General features: G+C 67.5%; 14 protein-coding genes. 5 read left to right on the top strand and 9 right to left on the bottom strand.

The window, feature by feature from the left end:
* Positions 1 to 76 precede the first annotated feature (76 nt).
* Positions 77 to 1,186 (top strand): extracellular catalytic domain type 1 short-chain-length polyhydroxyalkanoate depolymerase, encoded by a 1,110-nt coding sequence (locus GQ57_RS24815; RefSeq protein ID WP_034199316.1) that lies wholly within the window; start codon positions 77 to 79, stop codon positions 1,184 to 1,186.
* A gap of 81 nt (positions 1,187 to 1,267) precedes the next feature.
* On the top strand, positions 1,268 to 1,444 hold the full coding sequence (locus GQ57_RS40125; RefSeq protein WP_075122957.1) for a DUF3563 family protein: 177 nt from the start codon (positions 1,268 to 1,270) through the stop codon (positions 1,442 to 1,444).
* 108 nt (positions 1,445 to 1,552) lie between these two features.
* Here the strand turns inward: GQ57_RS40125 and GQ57_RS24810 are convergent, their stop codons facing one another.
* The 5 genes from GQ57_RS24810 to GQ57_RS24790 form a co-directional block, all read right to left on the bottom strand.
* Positions 1,553 to 1,972, bottom strand: coding sequence for an organic hydroperoxide resistance protein (locus tag GQ57_RS24810; RefSeq protein ID WP_031399791.1), 420 nt, complete (start codon positions 1,970 to 1,972; stop codon positions 1,553 to 1,555).
* 155 nt (positions 1,973 to 2,127) lie between these two features.
* Positions 2,128 to 2,580: a MarR family winged helix-turn-helix transcriptional regulator gene (locus tag GQ57_RS24805; protein WP_031399790.1), complete on the bottom strand. Its 453-nt coding sequence runs from the start codon at positions 2,578 to 2,580 to the stop codon at positions 2,128 to 2,130.
* 207 nt (positions 2,581 to 2,787) lie between these two features.
* Entirely contained in the window at positions 2,788 to 3,597 is an 810-nt protein-coding gene (locus GQ57_RS24800; RefSeq protein WP_031399789.1) for a BPSS1780 family membrane protein, read from the bottom strand.
* Positions 3,588 to 4,586 carry a homoserine kinase gene (locus tag GQ57_RS24795; RefSeq protein ID WP_031399788.1) on the bottom strand — a complete coding sequence of 333 codons (999 nt, stop codon included), beginning with the start codon at positions 4,584 to 4,586 and terminating at the stop codon, positions 3,588 to 3,590. The genes GQ57_RS24800 and GQ57_RS24795 overlap by 10 nt, the downstream gene beginning before the upstream one ends.
* Before the next feature lie 100 nt (positions 4,587 to 4,686).
* A complete protein-coding gene (locus GQ57_RS24790) occupies positions 4,687 to 5,082 on the bottom strand; it encodes a hypothetical protein (RefSeq protein ID WP_031399787.1) in 396 nt (131 codons plus the stop codon).
* A gap of 130 nt (positions 5,083 to 5,212) precedes the next feature.
* Between GQ57_RS24790 and GQ57_RS24785 the strand changes: the two genes are divergently transcribed.
* Positions 5,213 to 6,739, top strand: a complete 1,527-nt coding sequence (locus GQ57_RS24785; protein WP_034199315.1) for an AMP nucleosidase — start codon at positions 5,213 to 5,215, stop codon at positions 6,737 to 6,739.
* A 114-nt stretch (positions 6,740 to 6,853) separates the two neighbouring features.
* Here GQ57_RS24785 and GQ57_RS24780 read toward each other — a convergent pair whose 3' ends face one another.
* The 4 genes from GQ57_RS24780 to GQ57_RS24765 all read right to left on the bottom strand — a co-directional run bounded on the left by GQ57_RS24780 (position 6,854) and on the right by GQ57_RS24765 (position 10,166).
* Positions 6,854 to 7,417 carry a tautomerase family protein gene (locus GQ57_RS24780; protein WP_034199314.1) on the bottom strand — a complete coding sequence of 188 codons (564 nt, stop codon included), beginning with the start codon at positions 7,415 to 7,417 and terminating at the stop codon, positions 6,854 to 6,856.
* 151 nt (positions 7,418 to 7,568) lie between these two features.
* Positions 7,569 to 8,561 (bottom strand): GlxA family transcriptional regulator, encoded by a 993-nt coding sequence (locus tag GQ57_RS24775; protein WP_031399780.1) that lies wholly within the window; start codon positions 8,559 to 8,561, stop codon positions 7,569 to 7,571.
* 159 nt (positions 8,562 to 8,720) lie between these two features.
* Positions 8,721 to 9,017 carry a hypothetical protein gene (locus GQ57_RS24770; protein WP_031399779.1) on the bottom strand — a complete coding sequence of 99 codons (297 nt, stop codon included), beginning with the start codon at positions 9,015 to 9,017 and terminating at the stop codon, positions 8,721 to 8,723.
* 390 nt (positions 9,018 to 9,407) lie between these two features.
* Positions 9,408 to 10,166 (bottom strand): TIGR00730 family Rossman fold protein, encoded by a 759-nt coding sequence (locus tag GQ57_RS24765; RefSeq protein WP_031399778.1) that lies wholly within the window; start codon positions 10,164 to 10,166, stop codon positions 9,408 to 9,410.
* Between the two features lies 1 nt (position 10,167).
* Between GQ57_RS24765 and polA the strand changes: the two genes are divergently transcribed.
* Positions 10,168 to 12,921 carry a DNA polymerase I gene (gene polA / locus GQ57_RS24760; protein WP_034199313.1) on the top strand — a complete coding sequence of 918 codons (2,754 nt, stop codon included), beginning with the start codon at positions 10,168 to 10,170 and terminating at the stop codon, positions 12,919 to 12,921.
* A 279-nt stretch (positions 12,922 to 13,200) separates the two neighbouring features.
* Positions 13,201 to 14,547, top strand: coding sequence for an NAD(P)/FAD-dependent oxidoreductase (locus GQ57_RS24755; RefSeq protein ID WP_034199312.1), 1,347 nt, complete (start codon positions 13,201 to 13,203; stop codon positions 14,545 to 14,547).
* The last annotated feature ends 438 nt before the right edge of the window (positions 14,548 to 14,985 follow it).

Genomic DNA, 14,985 nt, shown 5'->3' with positions numbered 1-14,985 from the left:
GTTATGGTGCATTGCACAAAGACGAGCGATGCACCTGTTGTGGTGCCCCTATTTTTCCTGACTGCGAGCCCGATCGATGACCAAAAGTCTGACCAAGGTGTGGCTGGGCGGTGTGAAACGCATGCTGTCCCCGGCCGCCAAGCGCGCGACGCGCGATGCGCAACGGATTACGCGCGACGCGCTCGAGGTTGCGGTTGCGTCCGCCGTATCCGAGTTGTCGCCGCCGCGCGAATCGCGCGTGCGGCCGCGCGCCGCCGCATGGGCGGCGGGCGAGTGGACGCGCGGCGAACATCCGATGGCGCCTGCGCTCGGGCGCCTCGTCCAGCATCTCGCGTACGGCCTCTACGTGCCGCCCGGCCGCCGGCGCGGCGCGATGCCGCTGGTCGTGATGCTGCACGGCTGCCAGCAGTCCGTCGACGAATTCGTGCAGGGTACGCGCATGAACCTGCTGGCCGACAAGCACGGTTTCGCGGTGCTGTATCCGGAGCAGTCGCTGCGCGCGCATGCGCACGGCTGCTGGCACTGGTATGAGGACACCGACCGCGCGGGCCGTGGCGAGGCGAATGCGGTGGCGTCGCTCGTCGACGCGCTCGTCGACGAGCGCGGTTTCGACGCGTCGCGCGTCTACGTCGCGGGGCTGTCGGCCGGCGCGGGGCTCGCGTCGCTTCTCGCACTGCACCATCCGGACCGTTTCGCGGCGGTGGCGCTGCATTCGGGCCCCGCGCTCGGCGAGGCGAACTCCGGCATCACCGCGATGGACGTGATGCGGCGCGGCCTGCGGCAGAATCCGGCGGCGGCGATCGACGCGCTGGTCGATGCCGGCGCCTATCCCGGCATGCCCGCGCTGATCGTCCAGGGCGACGGCGACCACGTCGTCGCGCCGAAAAATGCCGATCAACTGGCGGTGCAGTTCATGCGCCTGAACGGGCTGGCCGACAGCCGCGGCGCGCTGCGCGGCGGCGAGCGGGTCGAGACGCACGACGAAGGGGCGCAGATCACGGACGTGTGCCGCGACGGCGAGCCGGTGGTGCGACTCTGCCATGTGAAAGGGCTTGATCACGCGTGGTCCGGCGGCGACGAAGCCGTGCCGTTTCATGCGGCGGTCGGCCCCGATGCGAGCGCGATGATCTGGGCCTTTTTCGAGGCGCAGCGTCGGGCTGTGGCGACCGAACGACGCATCGTCTGATCGACGCTGGCCAAGGACTAGGGTTTTCCCTATAATTCGGGAAAACCCTAGTCAAAGAACCCTTGGATTGCGAGATCGAACATGTACCTGCTGAGCCACCTCTTCCTGATGCTGACCAAGAACGCTGAAACGGCCCGTAAAGAGCGCGCCGAGGCGTACCTGGCCGAAGCCACCGACATCCACGATCTCGAATTCCGCATGCGCAAGATCGATCGCGAAGCGGCGATGAACCGCCCGTATTCGATCGGCGCGCGCTAAGCAGCGCGGGGCGGGCCGGCCGGTCCGCCGATCCGGCGAGTCACGCAGAAGGGCGCGTGCGGCTACATGCCGCACGCGCCCTTTTTGCATTCGCCGCGCTGCGTTGCGTCAGACGACCGTCAGGCGCACCGGCACGTTGTTGCGCGTCGCGTTCGAGTACGGGCACACGTGGTGCGCCTTGTCGACCAGCGCCTGCGCATCGGCCTTGTCGAGCCCCGGCAGCGACACGCGCAGCTCGATGTCGAGCCCGAAGCCGCCTGCGTCGTTCGGGCCGATGCCCACTTCCGCCGTGACCTGCGTATCGGCCGGCAGCGCCTGCTTGTTCTGGCCGGCGACGAATTTCATCGCGCTCAGGAAGCAGGCCGAGTAACCTGCGGCAAACAGCTGCTCCGGATTGGTGCCCTCCGCGCCCGTGCCGCCGAGTTCGCGCGGTGCGGCCAGCTTTACTTCCAGCTTGTTGTCGGCGGAAACCGCGCGACCGTCGCGGCCGCCAGTGCTCGTAGCGCTGGTCTTGTACAGAATGTTCATCGTGCAGCTCCTGTCGGAAAAAGGGGAGAAAAGCGGCCGGATCGAACGGGATGTCGCCTGCCACGGGGAAAATATAGAACACAAATCATTAGTGTGCAAATGAAATTTTGAAGAAAAAGCCCGGCGATGCCGGGCCGGTTGTCCGAGGCCGGCTGTCAGCGGCCGTTGGCGGCCGACAGCGCGTCGCGCAACTGCTGGAGATCGGCGCGCAGCCTGACCAGGAAATCCGGCGTCTGCTGCATCGCGCAGAAGAGGTCGGCGGGCACCGAGCGCGCGCGATCCTTCAGCGCGCGGCCTTCCGGCGTCACGCGCACGTTGACGACACGTTCGTCGGCCGCGCTGCGCACGCGTTCGACGTAGCCGAGCGCCTCCAGCCGCTTCAGCAGCGGCGTGACCGTGGCCGGATCGAGGTCCAGCCGCGCGGCGATGTCCTTGACCGCCATGTCGTCGCGCTCCCACAGCACCAGCATCGCGAGATATTGGGGATAGGTCAGCGACAGCTTGTCGAGCAGCGGCTTGTACGCCTTCGTCATCGCGTGCGAGGTGGAATAGAGCGCGAAGCACAGTTGCTCGTCGAGCGTCTGGGGGAGCGGGGGCAGGCGATCCATGATTCGGGAGGCGCGGCGAACGCGCGAAAAATTTGCACGCAAATTATTCTGCGCGCAAAAGATCGGGATGAACAGGGGCGCGCTGCGACACGCGACCGGCGACGGATGCCGGGCCAGAGGGGGCATGAGCGGGAAGGCTGCGCCGGGCGGCGGCCCGGCGCGGGGTGCGGCGTGAGAGCCGCCGGCGGGCGCCGGCCGCGCCGCGCGTCAACGGCTCGTGGCGGGGGGCGTCGCGCCCGGTTCCTGAATGCCGAAGCAGCCGCGATAGGTTGCGTAGAACGAGCAGTACAGCATCGTGACGATGATGATCGTCACCGGCATCATGATCGTCAGCGCATAGGCGCCGGCGCCGAGCGCCTGCAGCAGCAGCGACAGCGCGAGCGACGTGCCGAGCGCGACGCTGAACCACAGCATGCCGTACACGATGAACGCGCCGCGATTGCGCCAGCAGCTGACGACGCTGAAGAACAGTGCCTTGGCGGGCGGGACGTCGTGCCATGCGACTAGCACGGGCGCGAACCAGAACAGCATCGCGACCGGCAGATAGAGCAGCGTCGCGAAGAACAGCGCGCCGAGCGTGCCTTGCGCGGCGAGCGCCTCCGGCGTCGTGCTCGCTTCGTCCGCCGCGCCCATCATCACGTGGAACAGGGCGCCGCCGTCCACGAAGGACGACGCCGCGAACACGAGCACCATCGACACGACGTAGATCACGCCGAGCACGAGCAGCCGCTGGGTCGCGACGGTGCCGTACGAACGGAAGCCGTCGATGAGGATCGTCGGCATCACGGTCTTGCCGGCCACGGTGTCGCGGCAGGCGGCCATGAAGCCCACCGCGATGCCGGGAATGAACACCAGCGGCAGCGCGGAGCCGATCACCGGCACCATCGACACCAGCGTGATCGCCAGCAGGTACGTGAAGAACAGCGTGATGAACGCGAGCGGATTCCGGCGGAACAGCCAGATGCCTTGTCGGAACCAGACATAGCCCGTTTTGGCGGGTACTTCGATCAGTTGCATGCGGTTTGGATCTCGGGAAGCGCGGGCGTATGCGCGATACGCTCGCGCAGGATGCGTTCGAAATGGCCGGGGTCGTGCGGCTTGAGCATCTCGGCCGCGCGCGGCAGGTAGAAGTCGTACAGGCGCGATACCCAGAAGCGGTACGCGCCCGCGCGCAGCATGTCGCTCCAGTGGCGGCGCTCCTCGGCCGTAAACGGCCGCACGGTCTGGTACGCGCGCAGCAGCGCATCGGCGCGCGCGACGTCGAGTACGCCGGTGGCGAGGTCGACGCACCAGTCGTTGACCGTCACCGCGACGTCGAACAGCCACTTGTCGCAGCCCGCGAAATAGAAGTCGAAGAAGCCGCCGAGCCGCACGTCGTGGCCGGTGCCGGGCGCCGCGTGCGCGAACAGCACGTTGTCGCGGAACAGGTCGCAATGGCACGGCCCCGACGGCAGCGCCGCGTAATCGTCAGACGCGAAGAAGCTTGCCTGATGCGCGAGCTCGCCTTCCAGCAGCGCGCGCTGCGCGTCCGTGACGAACGGCGCGATCGCCGGCACGTTCTCCTGCCACCACGGCAGGCTGCGCAGGTTCGGCTGGTTGCGCGGATAGTCGCGCCCGGCGAGGTGCATGCGCGCGAGCATCTGCCCGACCTCGATGCAGTGTTCGACCCCGGGCGCGAGTTCGGCCGCGCCGTCGAGCTTCGTGACGATCGCGGCCGGCTTGCCGTGCAGCTCGCCGAACAGCGCGCCGTCGTCACGCGGGATCGGATCCGGCACCGGCACGCCGTGGCCGGCCAGGTGGCTCATCAGGTCGAGGTAGAACGGCAGTTGCTGCGCCGTGAGCTTTTCGAAGATCGTGAAGACGTACTCGCCGCGCGTCGTCGTCAGGAAGAAATTGCTGTTTTCGATACCGGACGGAATGCCGCGGAACGCGAGCACGTCGCCCAGTTCGTAGTGGCGCATCCATTGCGCGAGATCGGAGTCGGAAACAGCGGTGAAAACGGCCATGCGGGATGCGTCAGGTCAGGGTGTCGGCACGCGGGCGGCGTGCGTCGCGACAGCAGGTGAAGGGGGCGGCGCGCGGCGCCCGGCGCCGCGCGCCACGGAATCAGTAGCGCAGGTTCAGCGACGGCAGGCGCGTGATCGGGACGCCCGCGTCGTGTGGCTTCGGCGACGTGTCGGGCGTCGAGCTCATCTGATAGCGCGTGCCGAAGTTCGACTTCACGTCGATCTCGACCGGTTTGCCGCGGTCGCGGTACTCGGTGACTTCGGTGCCGCTCTTGCTCTTTTCGTGGAAGCTCGGCGTGCGGCGGATGTCGGCGAAGTCGACTTTCGACGTGACTTCGGCGCCCGGCCGGTTGATCTGACGGAGATCGGGCAGGCCGGCGGCCTCGTTGGCGTCGGCCCGGGCCTGCGCGTCGGCGTCAGGCGTGCTGCCGGCGGCGTAAGCGACGCTGGCGGCGGCAAACGCGGCGGCAGCGGCGACGAGAATGAGCGGCTTCATGATGAGTCTCCAGTGAACCCGGCGATTTTAGCAAATACTGCGCCCCTTCCGGCCTCCGCGTGCGGATGCGGCGGCCATGAGGGCGACAGGGTTCCGTGGTAATGTCGTCGGATCAGACGAGGGTATGACAATGAAGAACGATTTGAGCCGCCGGCACCGTGTGCTGACCCCCGAAAGCCCGTCGGTCGAGGCTTTCGACGATCCGATCGCCGCCGTCGCGCGGCTGTCCGCCATTTACGACACGAACACGGGCTTCCTGCGCGACGCATTCGCGCGCTATCGCCGCCACGAGCCGATCACCGAGCACGTGCGCGCGTGCTACCCGTTCGTGCGGATCCGCACCGACGTCAACACGCACGTCGATTCGCGCCGCTCGTACGGTTTCGTCGCGGGCCCCGGCGTGTTCGAGACCACGGTCACGCGCCCCGATCTCTTCGCGAACTACTATCGCGAGCAGTTGCGCCTGCTCGCGAAGAACCACCATGTGAAGATCGAGATCGGCGTGTCGTCGCAGCCGATCCCGATCCATTTCGCGTTTCCGGAAGGCATCCACCTCGAGGGCGAGCTCGACCGCGACCGCCTGCTCGCGATGCGCGACATCTTCGACACGCCCGACCTGTCGTATCTCGACGACCGCATCGTCAACGGCACGTTCGAGCCGGCGCCGGGCGAGCCGTATCCGCTCGCGCTGTTCACGGCCGCGCGGGTCGACTTCTCGCTGCACCGGTTGCGCCACTACACGGCGACGTCGCCCACGCATTTCCAGAACTACGTGCTCTACACGAACTACCAGTTCTACATCGACGAGTTCGTGAAGCTGGGCCGCACGGTGATGACGGAGAGCGACGATCCGGAGGTGCGCGCGTATCGCAGCCAGTACAGCTCGTTCGTCGAGCCGGGCGATGTCGTGACCTACAACGCGAACCTCGGCAGCGAGCCGGCCGAGGGTGCCGCGCCGCCGCGCCTGCCGCAGATGCCCGCGTATCACCTGAAGCGCGCGGACGGCAGCGGGATCACGATGGTCAACATCGGCGTCGGTCCGTCGAACGCGAAGACGATCACCGATCACATCGCGGTGCTGCGTCCGCACGCGTGGGTGATGCTCGGTCACTGCGCGGGGCTGCGCAACACGCAGCGCCTCGGCGACTACGTGCTCGCACACGGTTACGTGCGCGAGGATCACGTGCTCGATGACGACCTGCCGCTGTGGGTGCCGATCCCGGCGCTCGCCGAAGTGCAGCTCGCGCTCGAGCGTGGGGTGGCCGACGTCACGAAGCTCGAAGGTGTCGAACTGAAGCGCGTGATGCGCACGGGCACCGTCGCGAGCGTCGACAACCGCAACTGGGAACTGCGCGATCATCGCGAACCGGTGCAGCGGCTGTCGCAGAGCCGCGCGGTCGCGCTCGACATGGAAAGCGCGACGATCGCCGCGAACGGCTTCCGCTTCCGCGTGCCGTACGGCACGCTGCTGTGCGTGTCGGACAAGCCGCTGCACGGCGAGCTGAAGCTGCCGGGCATGGCCGACACGTTCTATCGCGGGCAGGTCGACCAGCATCTGCAGATCGGCGTGAAGGCGATGGAGATCCTGCGCACGAACGGGCTCGACAAGCTGCATAGCCGCAAGCTGCGGAGCTTTGCGGAAGTGGCGTTTCAGTAATACCGGCCGCGGCCCCGGATACGTCGCACATCGCGTTGTGCGACGTATCGCCTGCCGGAGCGCGCCGGCTGTTCTCTCGCCGCACTCATCCAGCCCGGATACGGCGAACCAACGTTAGCGCACCGCGCCGTTGCCCGGTTTGTGCGACGCGCCCAGGTCCGTCTCATGCAGCGAATCGCGCACCGCATCGACGAGCTTCAACGCATCCGTGCGCCGCTTGATCGCCAGCCGCTGTTCGCCGAGTGCCCGCAGCGGCGCGCCGCCGAAGTAATCCATGATGTCCGGCAGGCGGCGCACGACGCCGCGGCTGCCCCAGCAGCCGTCGTCGATTTCTGTTGGCAAGACCCACACGCGTGTCGCGACGGCGTCGACCGGCACGCCTTCCGCACGCGCGACGGCGGCGGTCACGTCCGCGATCAGCCCGGCGCGCGCGGCGTCCGTGTACTGTCCTTCCGGTACGGTCGGCACGATCCGGTAGATCGGCGCGGGCGCGGGCGCGCCGGCGCGATACACGGCCGCAGGCCGGTGGACGAAGATCCAGGTTACGTCCCGTACGCGCGGATTGTCGGGATCGAGCCCCTCGTGACGGATCAGCGTGTCGGTCAGCTCCGCCATCAGTTGTGTTTCGGCTTGCGGCGCGAGCGCACCTTCGGGGATGTAGACGTCGATCATCGGCATGGTGTGAAGTCCTGGTTCGTTGGAGATGGCGTCGCTCCGGTGCCGGGCGACGTGAATCCAGTGTATGGACCGCATACCGATACGCGCAGTGGCGAAACTGCCATTCCGCAATGCCATTCCGGACATCATGCGCGACGCTTGCCGCGCGCGATCATGGCGTGAAGCGACGCCGATACTCGCCGGGGGAGATGCCGGTCTCGCGCTTGAACAATTGCCGAAACCCGCTGATGTCCGCATAGCCGACGCGCTCGCACACCGTGTCGATCGCGAGCTTCGTGTCCGCGAGCAGCCGCTTCGCGACCTCGATCCTGAGCGTCTGCAGATACCTGAGCGGCGGCGCGCCCACCGCGTCCCTGAAGCGGCGATGGAGCGTGCGTTCGCTCATTGCGACGTGCTCGCTCAGCCGGGCGAGGCTGAAGGGTTCGCGCAGATGCTTTTCCATCCAGCGCTGCGCGCGTGCGATGGTCGCGTCGTCATGGCCGCGATGGCCCGTCCGGTCGAGATCGATGAACGCATCCTGCGATTCGCGGTTCATGTCGATCAGCATGAGCCTGGCGACCGACGTGGCGAGGCGCGCATTCGCCAGCTTGTCGACGACGCGCAGCGCGAGATTCTGATACGAGGTGACGGCGCCGCCGCACAGGATCCCGTCCTGCTCGGTGAGGATGTCCGACGCGCGCAAGGCCACGTCCGGATAGCGTGCGCGGAAGCTCGATGCCTTCGACCAGTGCGTCGTGGCGACGCGGCCGTCGAGCAGGCCGGCTTCCGCGAGGAGGAATGCGCCGGTGCAGTACGTCGCGATCAGCGTGCCGCGTGCGTGTTGCCGGCGCAATGCGTCGAACAGCGGCGCGAGCGACGCGGGGCGGTCGAGCAGCCGCTCGAGATCCGCAACGAACGGGCTCGTCAGCCAGATCGCATCGGCGGGGCTGCCGCCGTCGATCGCGCCGTCGACCGGGATGATCTGGCCGGAGGCCGCGCGTACCGGCCGTCCGCCGATCGATTCGACGCGCCAGCGAAACGGCGCGGTCGCGCGGCCCTGGGGAGCGCTCGATGCGAGATGGTTGGCCGCCGTGAGGATGTCGGTCGGCGCGGCGACGCCGGATGCAAGGGCATGTTCGACAGCCCAGATTCGGATGAGCGGCATGGGTGGCGGGATTGGCCTCGGACAATGGCAATACTACCATCGGGCGTTTGCCGGTCGAACCGGTCGCCGATGTGGGCGGCCGGCAGTCGGCAAATAAAAAACCGCCCGGCGCCGAAGCGCACGGGCGGTCTTGCATGCGTCGAACGGCTGCGGTGCCGCTCAGCACTCGCCGTTCTTGGGGTGTCCCGGCGGGCAGCGATAGCCGTGATCGTCATGACCGCGGTGCCGCTGGTGATCTTCCCACTCGCGGCGCTCCCAGTAGCGGTGGCCGTCCCAGTAGCGATCGCCATGCCAGCCGACGATCACCGCGGGCGCCGGGGCGACCGCGACGGGGGCGGGCGCGACGACGACCGGCGCGGGCGTGCCGATGTTGACGTCGACGTTGACGGCGTGAGCGAGGCTGGAGAGCGAAAGGCCGAGGCCGGTGAAGGCGAGAGCGATCAATGAGCGCTTCATGTTGTTTTCCGTGATGTCGTTGCAAAAGGCCGGCGCGACGCGATGGAAGCGACGGGGACCGCTCCACCGGGGGATCGCCGCACCGACCCGTTCAGTGTGCTGGCGAGGGACGGAAAACGCGAGGCGGGTTTATTACGCCGGGTTGGCGGCCGGCGCGCGTGGTGCGCGGGCATCGAGCCGCGTCATTTGACAATGGCGGAACACGGGTGCAGAGGATTGCGTGTGCATCGCGCGGCAACGGCTGCGCGGATTTGACATTCGACGGCGCGCGGCCGCGAAGCGGGATTAACGGCGCGTTACAAAGTGATGCGCGGCAGGCGGCCGGACAGCCGTGCCTGCCGCGCGGGAAGCGGTGCGCCGGCCAGCGGGCCGGCTGTCGCTCCGGAGGGCTTAAAGATAGAACATCCGGTCTTCTTCGGGCCGCGGCGGGCGGCCTTCTTCGTCCGAACCTTCTTCCTCGCCGCTGTCCTCGTAGAACGCGAGCACAGCATCGAGCACCTGGTCGGGATCGTCGATCACCTGCATCAGGTCCATGTCTTCCGGATTGATGAGGCCCATCGGAATCAACTGGTCGCGGAACCATTGCAGCAGCCCCTTCCAGAACTCGCTGCCGACGAGAATGATCGGCACGAGGCGCGACTTCTTCGTCTGGATCAGCGTGAGCACTTCGGACAGTTCGTCGAGCGTGCCGAAGCCGCCCGGCATCACGATCACCGCATCCGAATTCTTCACGAACGTGACCTTGCGCGTGAAGAAGTGGCGGAAGCGCAGCGAGATGTCCTGGTAGTGGTTGCCGGCCTGTTCGTGCGGCAGCTCGATGTTCAGGCCGACCGACGGCGCCTTGCCGGCGTGCGCGCCCTTGTTCGCGGCTTCCATGATGCCGGGGCCGCCGCCGGAGATCACCGCGAAGCCGGCGTCGGACAGCTTGCGCGCGATCTGCACGGCGAGCTTGTAGTGCGGCGTGTCGGGCTTGAGGCGGGCGGAACCGTAGATGCTGACGGCCGGGCGGATCTCCGACAGGTACTCGGTCGCCTCGATAAACTCTGCCATAATCGTGAACATCTGCCACGATGCGCGCGCCTTCTTGGCCGTCGCGCGTTCTTGATCTGCGAGCGAACGCAGACTCGGAATCACTTTTCTCTTGTTCATAATGCCTGAAGAACGAAATCTGGAAGGTAAGACCCTGCTATTGGTTGACGGTTCGAGCTATCTCTATCGGGCTTACCATGCGATGCCTGATTTGCGTGGCCCTGGCGGGGAGCCGACCGGAGCGCTCTACGGAATCATCAACATGCTGCGCCGTATGCGCAAGGAAGTCAGTGCAGAGTATAGCGCTTGCGTGTTCGATGCAAAGGGCAAGACGTTCCGCGACGACCTCTATGCCGACTATAAGGCAAACCGCCCGTCGATGCCGCCCGATCTCGCATTGCAGGTCGAGCCGATCCACGGCGCCGTGCGTGCGCTCGGCTGGCCGCTGCTGATGGTCGAGGGCGTCGAGGCCGACGACGTGATCGGCACGCTCGCGCGCGAAGCCGAGCGGCACGGGATGAACGTGATCGTGTCGACGGGCGACAAGGATCTCGCGCAGCTCGTGACCGACCACGTCACGCTCGTCAACACGATGACCAACGAGACGCTCGACCGCGACGGCGTGATCGCGAAGTTCGGCGTGCCGCCGGAGCGGATCATCGACTACCTCGCACTGATCGGCGACACCGTCGACAACGTGCCGGGCGTCGAGAAGTGCGGGCCGAAGACGGCCGTGAAATGGCTGTCGCAGTACGACAGCCTCGACGGCGTCATCGCGCATGCGGGCGACATCAAGGGCGTGGTCGGCGACAACCTGCGCCGCGCGCTCGACTTCCTGCCGCTCGGCCGCACGCTCGTGACCGTCGAGACGGCCTGCGATCTCGCGCCGCATCTCGAATCGATCGAGGCGTCGCTGAAGACCGACGGCGAAGCGCGCGATCTGCTGCGCGACATCTTCGCGCGCTACGGTTTCAAGACCTGGCTGCGCGAAGTCGACAGCGCGCCGGCGGAAGGCGGCGGCGCCGATGCGCCGGAAGGCGAGCCGGCGCCGGTGGTGGCGGCCGACCTCGTCCGCGAATACGAGACGATCCAGACCTGGGCGCAGTTCGACGCGTGGTTCGCGAAGATCGACGCGGCCGCGCTGACCGCGTTCGACACCGAGACGACCTCGCTCGACCCGATGCTCGCGCGGCTCGTCGGCCTGTCGTTCTCGGTCGAGCCGGGCAAGGCCGCGTACCTGCCGGTCGCGCACCGCGGCCCCGACATGCCCGAGCAGCTTCCGCTCGACGAAGTGCTCGCGCGCCTGAAGCCGTGGCTCGAATCGGCCGATCGCAAGAAGGTCGGGCAGCACCTGAAGTACGACGCGCAGGTGCTCGCGAACTACGACATCGAGCTGAACGGCATCGAGCACGACACGCTGCTCGAATCGTACGTGCTCGAATCGCACCGCACGCACGACATGGACAGCCTCGCGCTGCGTCATCTGGGCGTCAAGACGATCAAGTACGAGGACGTGGCGGGCAAGGGCGCGAAGCAGATCGGTTTCGACGAAGTCGCGCTCGAGCAGGCCGCCGAATACGCGGCCGAGGATGCGGACATCACGCTGCAGCTTCATCACGCGCTGTATCCGCAGGTCGCGCGCGAGCCGGGCCTCGAGCGCGTGTATCGCGAGATCGAGATGCCGGTGTCGCTCGTGCTGCGCAAGATGGAGCGCACGGGCGTGCTGATCGACGATGCGCGCCTGCAGGCGCAGAGCACCGAGATCGCGACGCGCCTGATCGAGCTGGAGGCGCAGGCGTACGAACTGGCGGGCGGCGAATTCAATCTCGGCTCGCCGAAGCAGATCGGGCAGATCTTCTTCGAGAAGCTGCAGTTGCCGGTCGTGAAGAAGACGCCGAGCGGCGCGCCGTCGACCGACGAGGAAGTGCTGCAGAAGCTGGCCGAGGATTACCCGCTGCCGAAGCTGCTGCTCGAGCATCGCGGGCTGTCGAAGCTGAAGTCGACCTATACCGACAAGCTGCCGCGCATGGTGAACCCCGCGACGGGCCGCGTGCACACGAACTACGCGCAGGCGGTGGCCGTCACCGGCCGCCTGGCGTCGAACGATCCGAATCTTCAGAACATTCCGGTGCGCACGGCCGAAGGCCGGCGGATCCGCGAAGCGTTCATCGCGTCGCCGGGCCACCGGATCGTGTCGGCCGATTATTCGCAGATCGAACTGCGGATCATGGCGCACATTTCGGGCGACGCGTCGCTGCTGCGCGCGTTCTCGCAGGGCGAGGACATCCACCGCGCGACGGCCGCCGAGGTGTTCGGCGTGACGCCGCTGGAGGTCAATTCCGATCAGCGCCGGATCGCGAAGGTGATCAACTTCGGGCTCATCTACGGGATGAGCGCGTTCGGTCTCGCGTCGAACCTCGGCATTACGCGCGATGCGGCGAAGCTCTATATCGACCGTTATTTCGCCCGCTATCCGGGCGTCGCGCAGTACATGGAAGACACGCGTGCGCTCGCGAAGGAGAAGGGCTACGTCGAAACCGTGTTCGGCCGCCGCCTGTGGCTGCCCGAGATCAACGGCGGCAACGGTCCGCGCCGCCAGGCGGCCGAGCGCGCGGCGATCAACGCGCCGATGCAGGGCACGGCCGCCGACCTGATCAAGCTGTCGATGATCGCGGTGGACGGCTGGCTCACGCGCGACGGGCTGGCGTCGCGGATGATCATGCAGGTGCACGATGAACTGGTGCTCGAGGTGCCCGAAAGCGAGTTGTCGCTGGTGCGCGAAAAGCTGCCGGAAATGATGTGCGGCGTGGCGAAGCTGAAGGTGCCGCTCGTCGCCGAAGTGGGCGCCGGTGCGAACTGGGAGGAGGCGCACTGACGCACCGCCGCACGGCTCCCGATTCCTGCGGCATATTGTTGCAGGGATGCTGAATATCGAGATGGTTTGCTTGTGGTCAGCGTGCAAGCTCCCGGACAATGCATGTCAACCATGTCATTGATGCGGGGGCGGCACGCCCCGCGTTCCGGGGCGGACGTATCGAAGTGCTTCGAACTGCACATCGATGATGTCCTAACCGGTTAATCCACCGGGCGGCGCGCATGCATCGCGTACGCATCGTCCGGCGATGGCAGTTTCGAATCGCAAAGGGGGGAACAGATGCACCGGATCATCATCGTAGGCGGAGGCGCGGGCGGCCTGGAACTGGCGACGCGGCTCGGCGACCGTTACGGTGCACGCGGCAATCGTCCCGCGCGTGCGCTCGTCACGCTTGTCGACCGCAATCCGACGCACATCTGGAAACCGCTGCTGCACGAGGTCGCGGCCGGCAGCATGGATCCCTTCACGCAGGAACTCGAGTATGCGGCGCAGGCGCGCTGGCACGGCTTCGAGTTCCAGCAGGGCGAGCTGACCGGGCTCGACCGCGCGGCGAAGCGCCTGACGCTCGCGCCCGTCAACGACAGCGACGGCGAGGCGCTGCTGCCGGCGCGCGAGCTGGAATATGACACGCTCGTGATCGCGATCGGCAGCACGACCCACTTCTTCGGCGTGCAGGGCGCGTCGGAAAACGCTATCGCGCTCGATACCGTCGGCGAGGCCGAGCGGTTCCGCAAGCGCCTGATCGCCGCGTGCATGCGCGCCGAACATCAGGCGCCGGCGCCGGCGCCGGCGCAGGCCGCGCCGGGCGAAGCGGCCGAGCCGCGTATCCAGGTGGTGATCGTCGGCGGCGGCGCGACGGGCGTCGAGTTGTCCGCCGAACTGCGCAATACGGCGCAGGTGCTGTCCGTGTACGGCCTGCACAAGCTCGACCCGCGCCACGACGTCGGCATCGTGCTGATCGAATCGGGGCCGCGCATTCTGCCGGCGCTGCAGGAGCGCGTGTCGTCGGCGACGGCCGAACTGCTCGAAAAGCTCGGCGTGCGGCTGATGCTCGGCGAGCGCGTGACCGAGGTCGCGCCGGGCGTCGTGCATACCGCCAGCGGCAAGGCGGTGCGCGCGGACCTGACGGTGTGGGCGGCCGGCATCAAGGCGCCGTCCGTGCTGGCGCATCTCGACGGTCTCCAGGTCAACAAGCTGGGCCAGCTCGACGTGCGCCGCACGCTGCAGACCTTCACCGACGACAACGTGTTCGCGCTCGGCGATTGCGCGGCATGCGTGTGGCCCGGCAACGAGCGCAACGTGCCGCCGCGCGCGCAGGCCGCGCATCAGCAGGCGAGCTTCCTGCTGAAGGCGATCGGCTGCCGGCTCGACGGGCGTCCGCTGCCCGAGTTCACGTATCGCGATTTCGGTTCGCTCGTGTCGCTCGGCCACTTCAGCGCGGTCGGCAACCTGATGGGCGGGCTGATCGGCGGCAACATGCTGATCGAGGGGCTGTTCGCGCGCTTCATGTACATGTCGCTCTACCGGTTGCATATCGCGGCGCTGCACGGCTATCCGCGGATGATGCTCGACACGGTCGCGCACTGGCTGCGGCGCACGACGCTGCCGCGCGTCAAGCTGCACTGAGCGCGCGTACGCGGGGAGCGGGCGAGGGCGGGCGCGCGTCGTGCATGGTCGCCGCTCGCCGCGTTTTTCGCGGCCGCGCGGCCATGCGCGCGCGGGTCGGGCAGGAGCCTTGGCGCGTTTCCCGTATCAATCCGCAAGCATTCGGTCGCGCAGCGGGCGATCGGCAGGCGGCCGGTCGCGTCCCGGCCGGCCCGCTGTCGGCGGGCTTGTGCGCGACGGCCGACGCGGCCGGATCGACGGGCCGTAATCGAGTCTTACATATCCGACAGTTGACGCGACAACGGATTATTGGGCATCTTGTTCGGGTTTCCGTTCGCGGCGGGGTGCCAACCGCCCCCCCCCGCGCCGCCGCCGGCGCGCCCGGCGCGGTCGGCCGGGGGGGCGTCCGGTGCGGGCCGGCGCGTTTGATCGCGACGCCCGCCGCGAGTGCGAGGAGGG

It is taken from the genome of Burkholderia sp. MSh2 (genome assembly GCF_000731655.1).
In the GTDB taxonomy this organism is placed as follows: Bacteria; Pseudomonadota; Gammaproteobacteria; order Burkholderiales; family Burkholderiaceae; genus Burkholderia; species Burkholderia paludis.
This window is presented reverse-complemented; position numbering and strand designations above follow the sequence as displayed.

Bases quoted from the DNA above. Each gene is read 5' to 3' on its own strand.
- GQ57_RS24815 (WP_034199316.1), top strand. From the start codon at position 77: ATGACCAAAAGTCTGACCAAGGTGTGGCTGGGCGGTGTGAAACGCATG.
- GQ57_RS40125 (WP_075122957.1), top strand. From the start codon at position 1,268: ATGTACCTGCTGAGCCACCTCTTCCTGATGCTGACCAAGAACGCTGAA.
- GQ57_RS24810 (WP_031399791.1), bottom strand. From the start codon at position 1,972: ATGAACATTCTGTACAAGACCAGCGCTACGAGCACTGGCGGCCGCGAC.
- GQ57_RS24805 (WP_031399790.1), bottom strand. From the start codon at position 2,580: ATGGATCGCCTGCCCCCGCTCCCCCAGACGCTCGACGAGCAACTGTGC.
- GQ57_RS24800 (WP_031399789.1), bottom strand. From the start codon at position 3,597: ATGCAACTGATCGAAGTACCCGCCAAAACGGGCTATGTCTGGTTCCGA.
- GQ57_RS24795 (WP_031399788.1), bottom strand. From the start codon at position 4,586: ATGGCCGTTTTCACCGCTGTTTCCGACTCCGATCTCGCGCAATGGATG.
- GQ57_RS24790 (WP_031399787.1), bottom strand. From the start codon at position 5,082: ATGAAGCCGCTCATTCTCGTCGCCGCTGCCGCCGCGTTTGCCGCCGCC.
- GQ57_RS24785 (WP_034199315.1), top strand. From the start codon at position 5,213: ATGAAGAACGATTTGAGCCGCCGGCACCGTGTGCTGACCCCCGAAAGC.
- GQ57_RS24780 (WP_034199314.1), bottom strand. From the start codon at position 7,417: ATGCCGATGATCGACGTCTACATCCCCGAAGGTGCGCTCGCGCCGCAA.
- GQ57_RS24775 (WP_031399780.1), bottom strand. From the start codon at position 8,561: ATGCCGCTCATCCGAATCTGGGCTGTCGAACATGCCCTTGCATCCGGC.
- GQ57_RS24770 (WP_031399779.1), bottom strand. From the start codon at position 9,017: ATGAAGCGCTCATTGATCGCTCTCGCCTTCACCGGCCTCGGCCTTTCG.
- GQ57_RS24765 (WP_031399778.1), bottom strand. From the start codon at position 10,166: ATGAACAAGAGAAAAGTGATTCCGAGTCTGCGTTCGCTCGCAGATCAA.
- polA (WP_034199313.1), top strand. From the start codon at position 10,168: ATGCCTGAAGAACGAAATCTGGAAGGTAAGACCCTGCTATTGGTTGAC.
- GQ57_RS24755 (WP_034199312.1), top strand. From the start codon at position 13,201: ATGCACCGGATCATCATCGTAGGCGGAGGCGCGGGCGGCCTGGAACTG.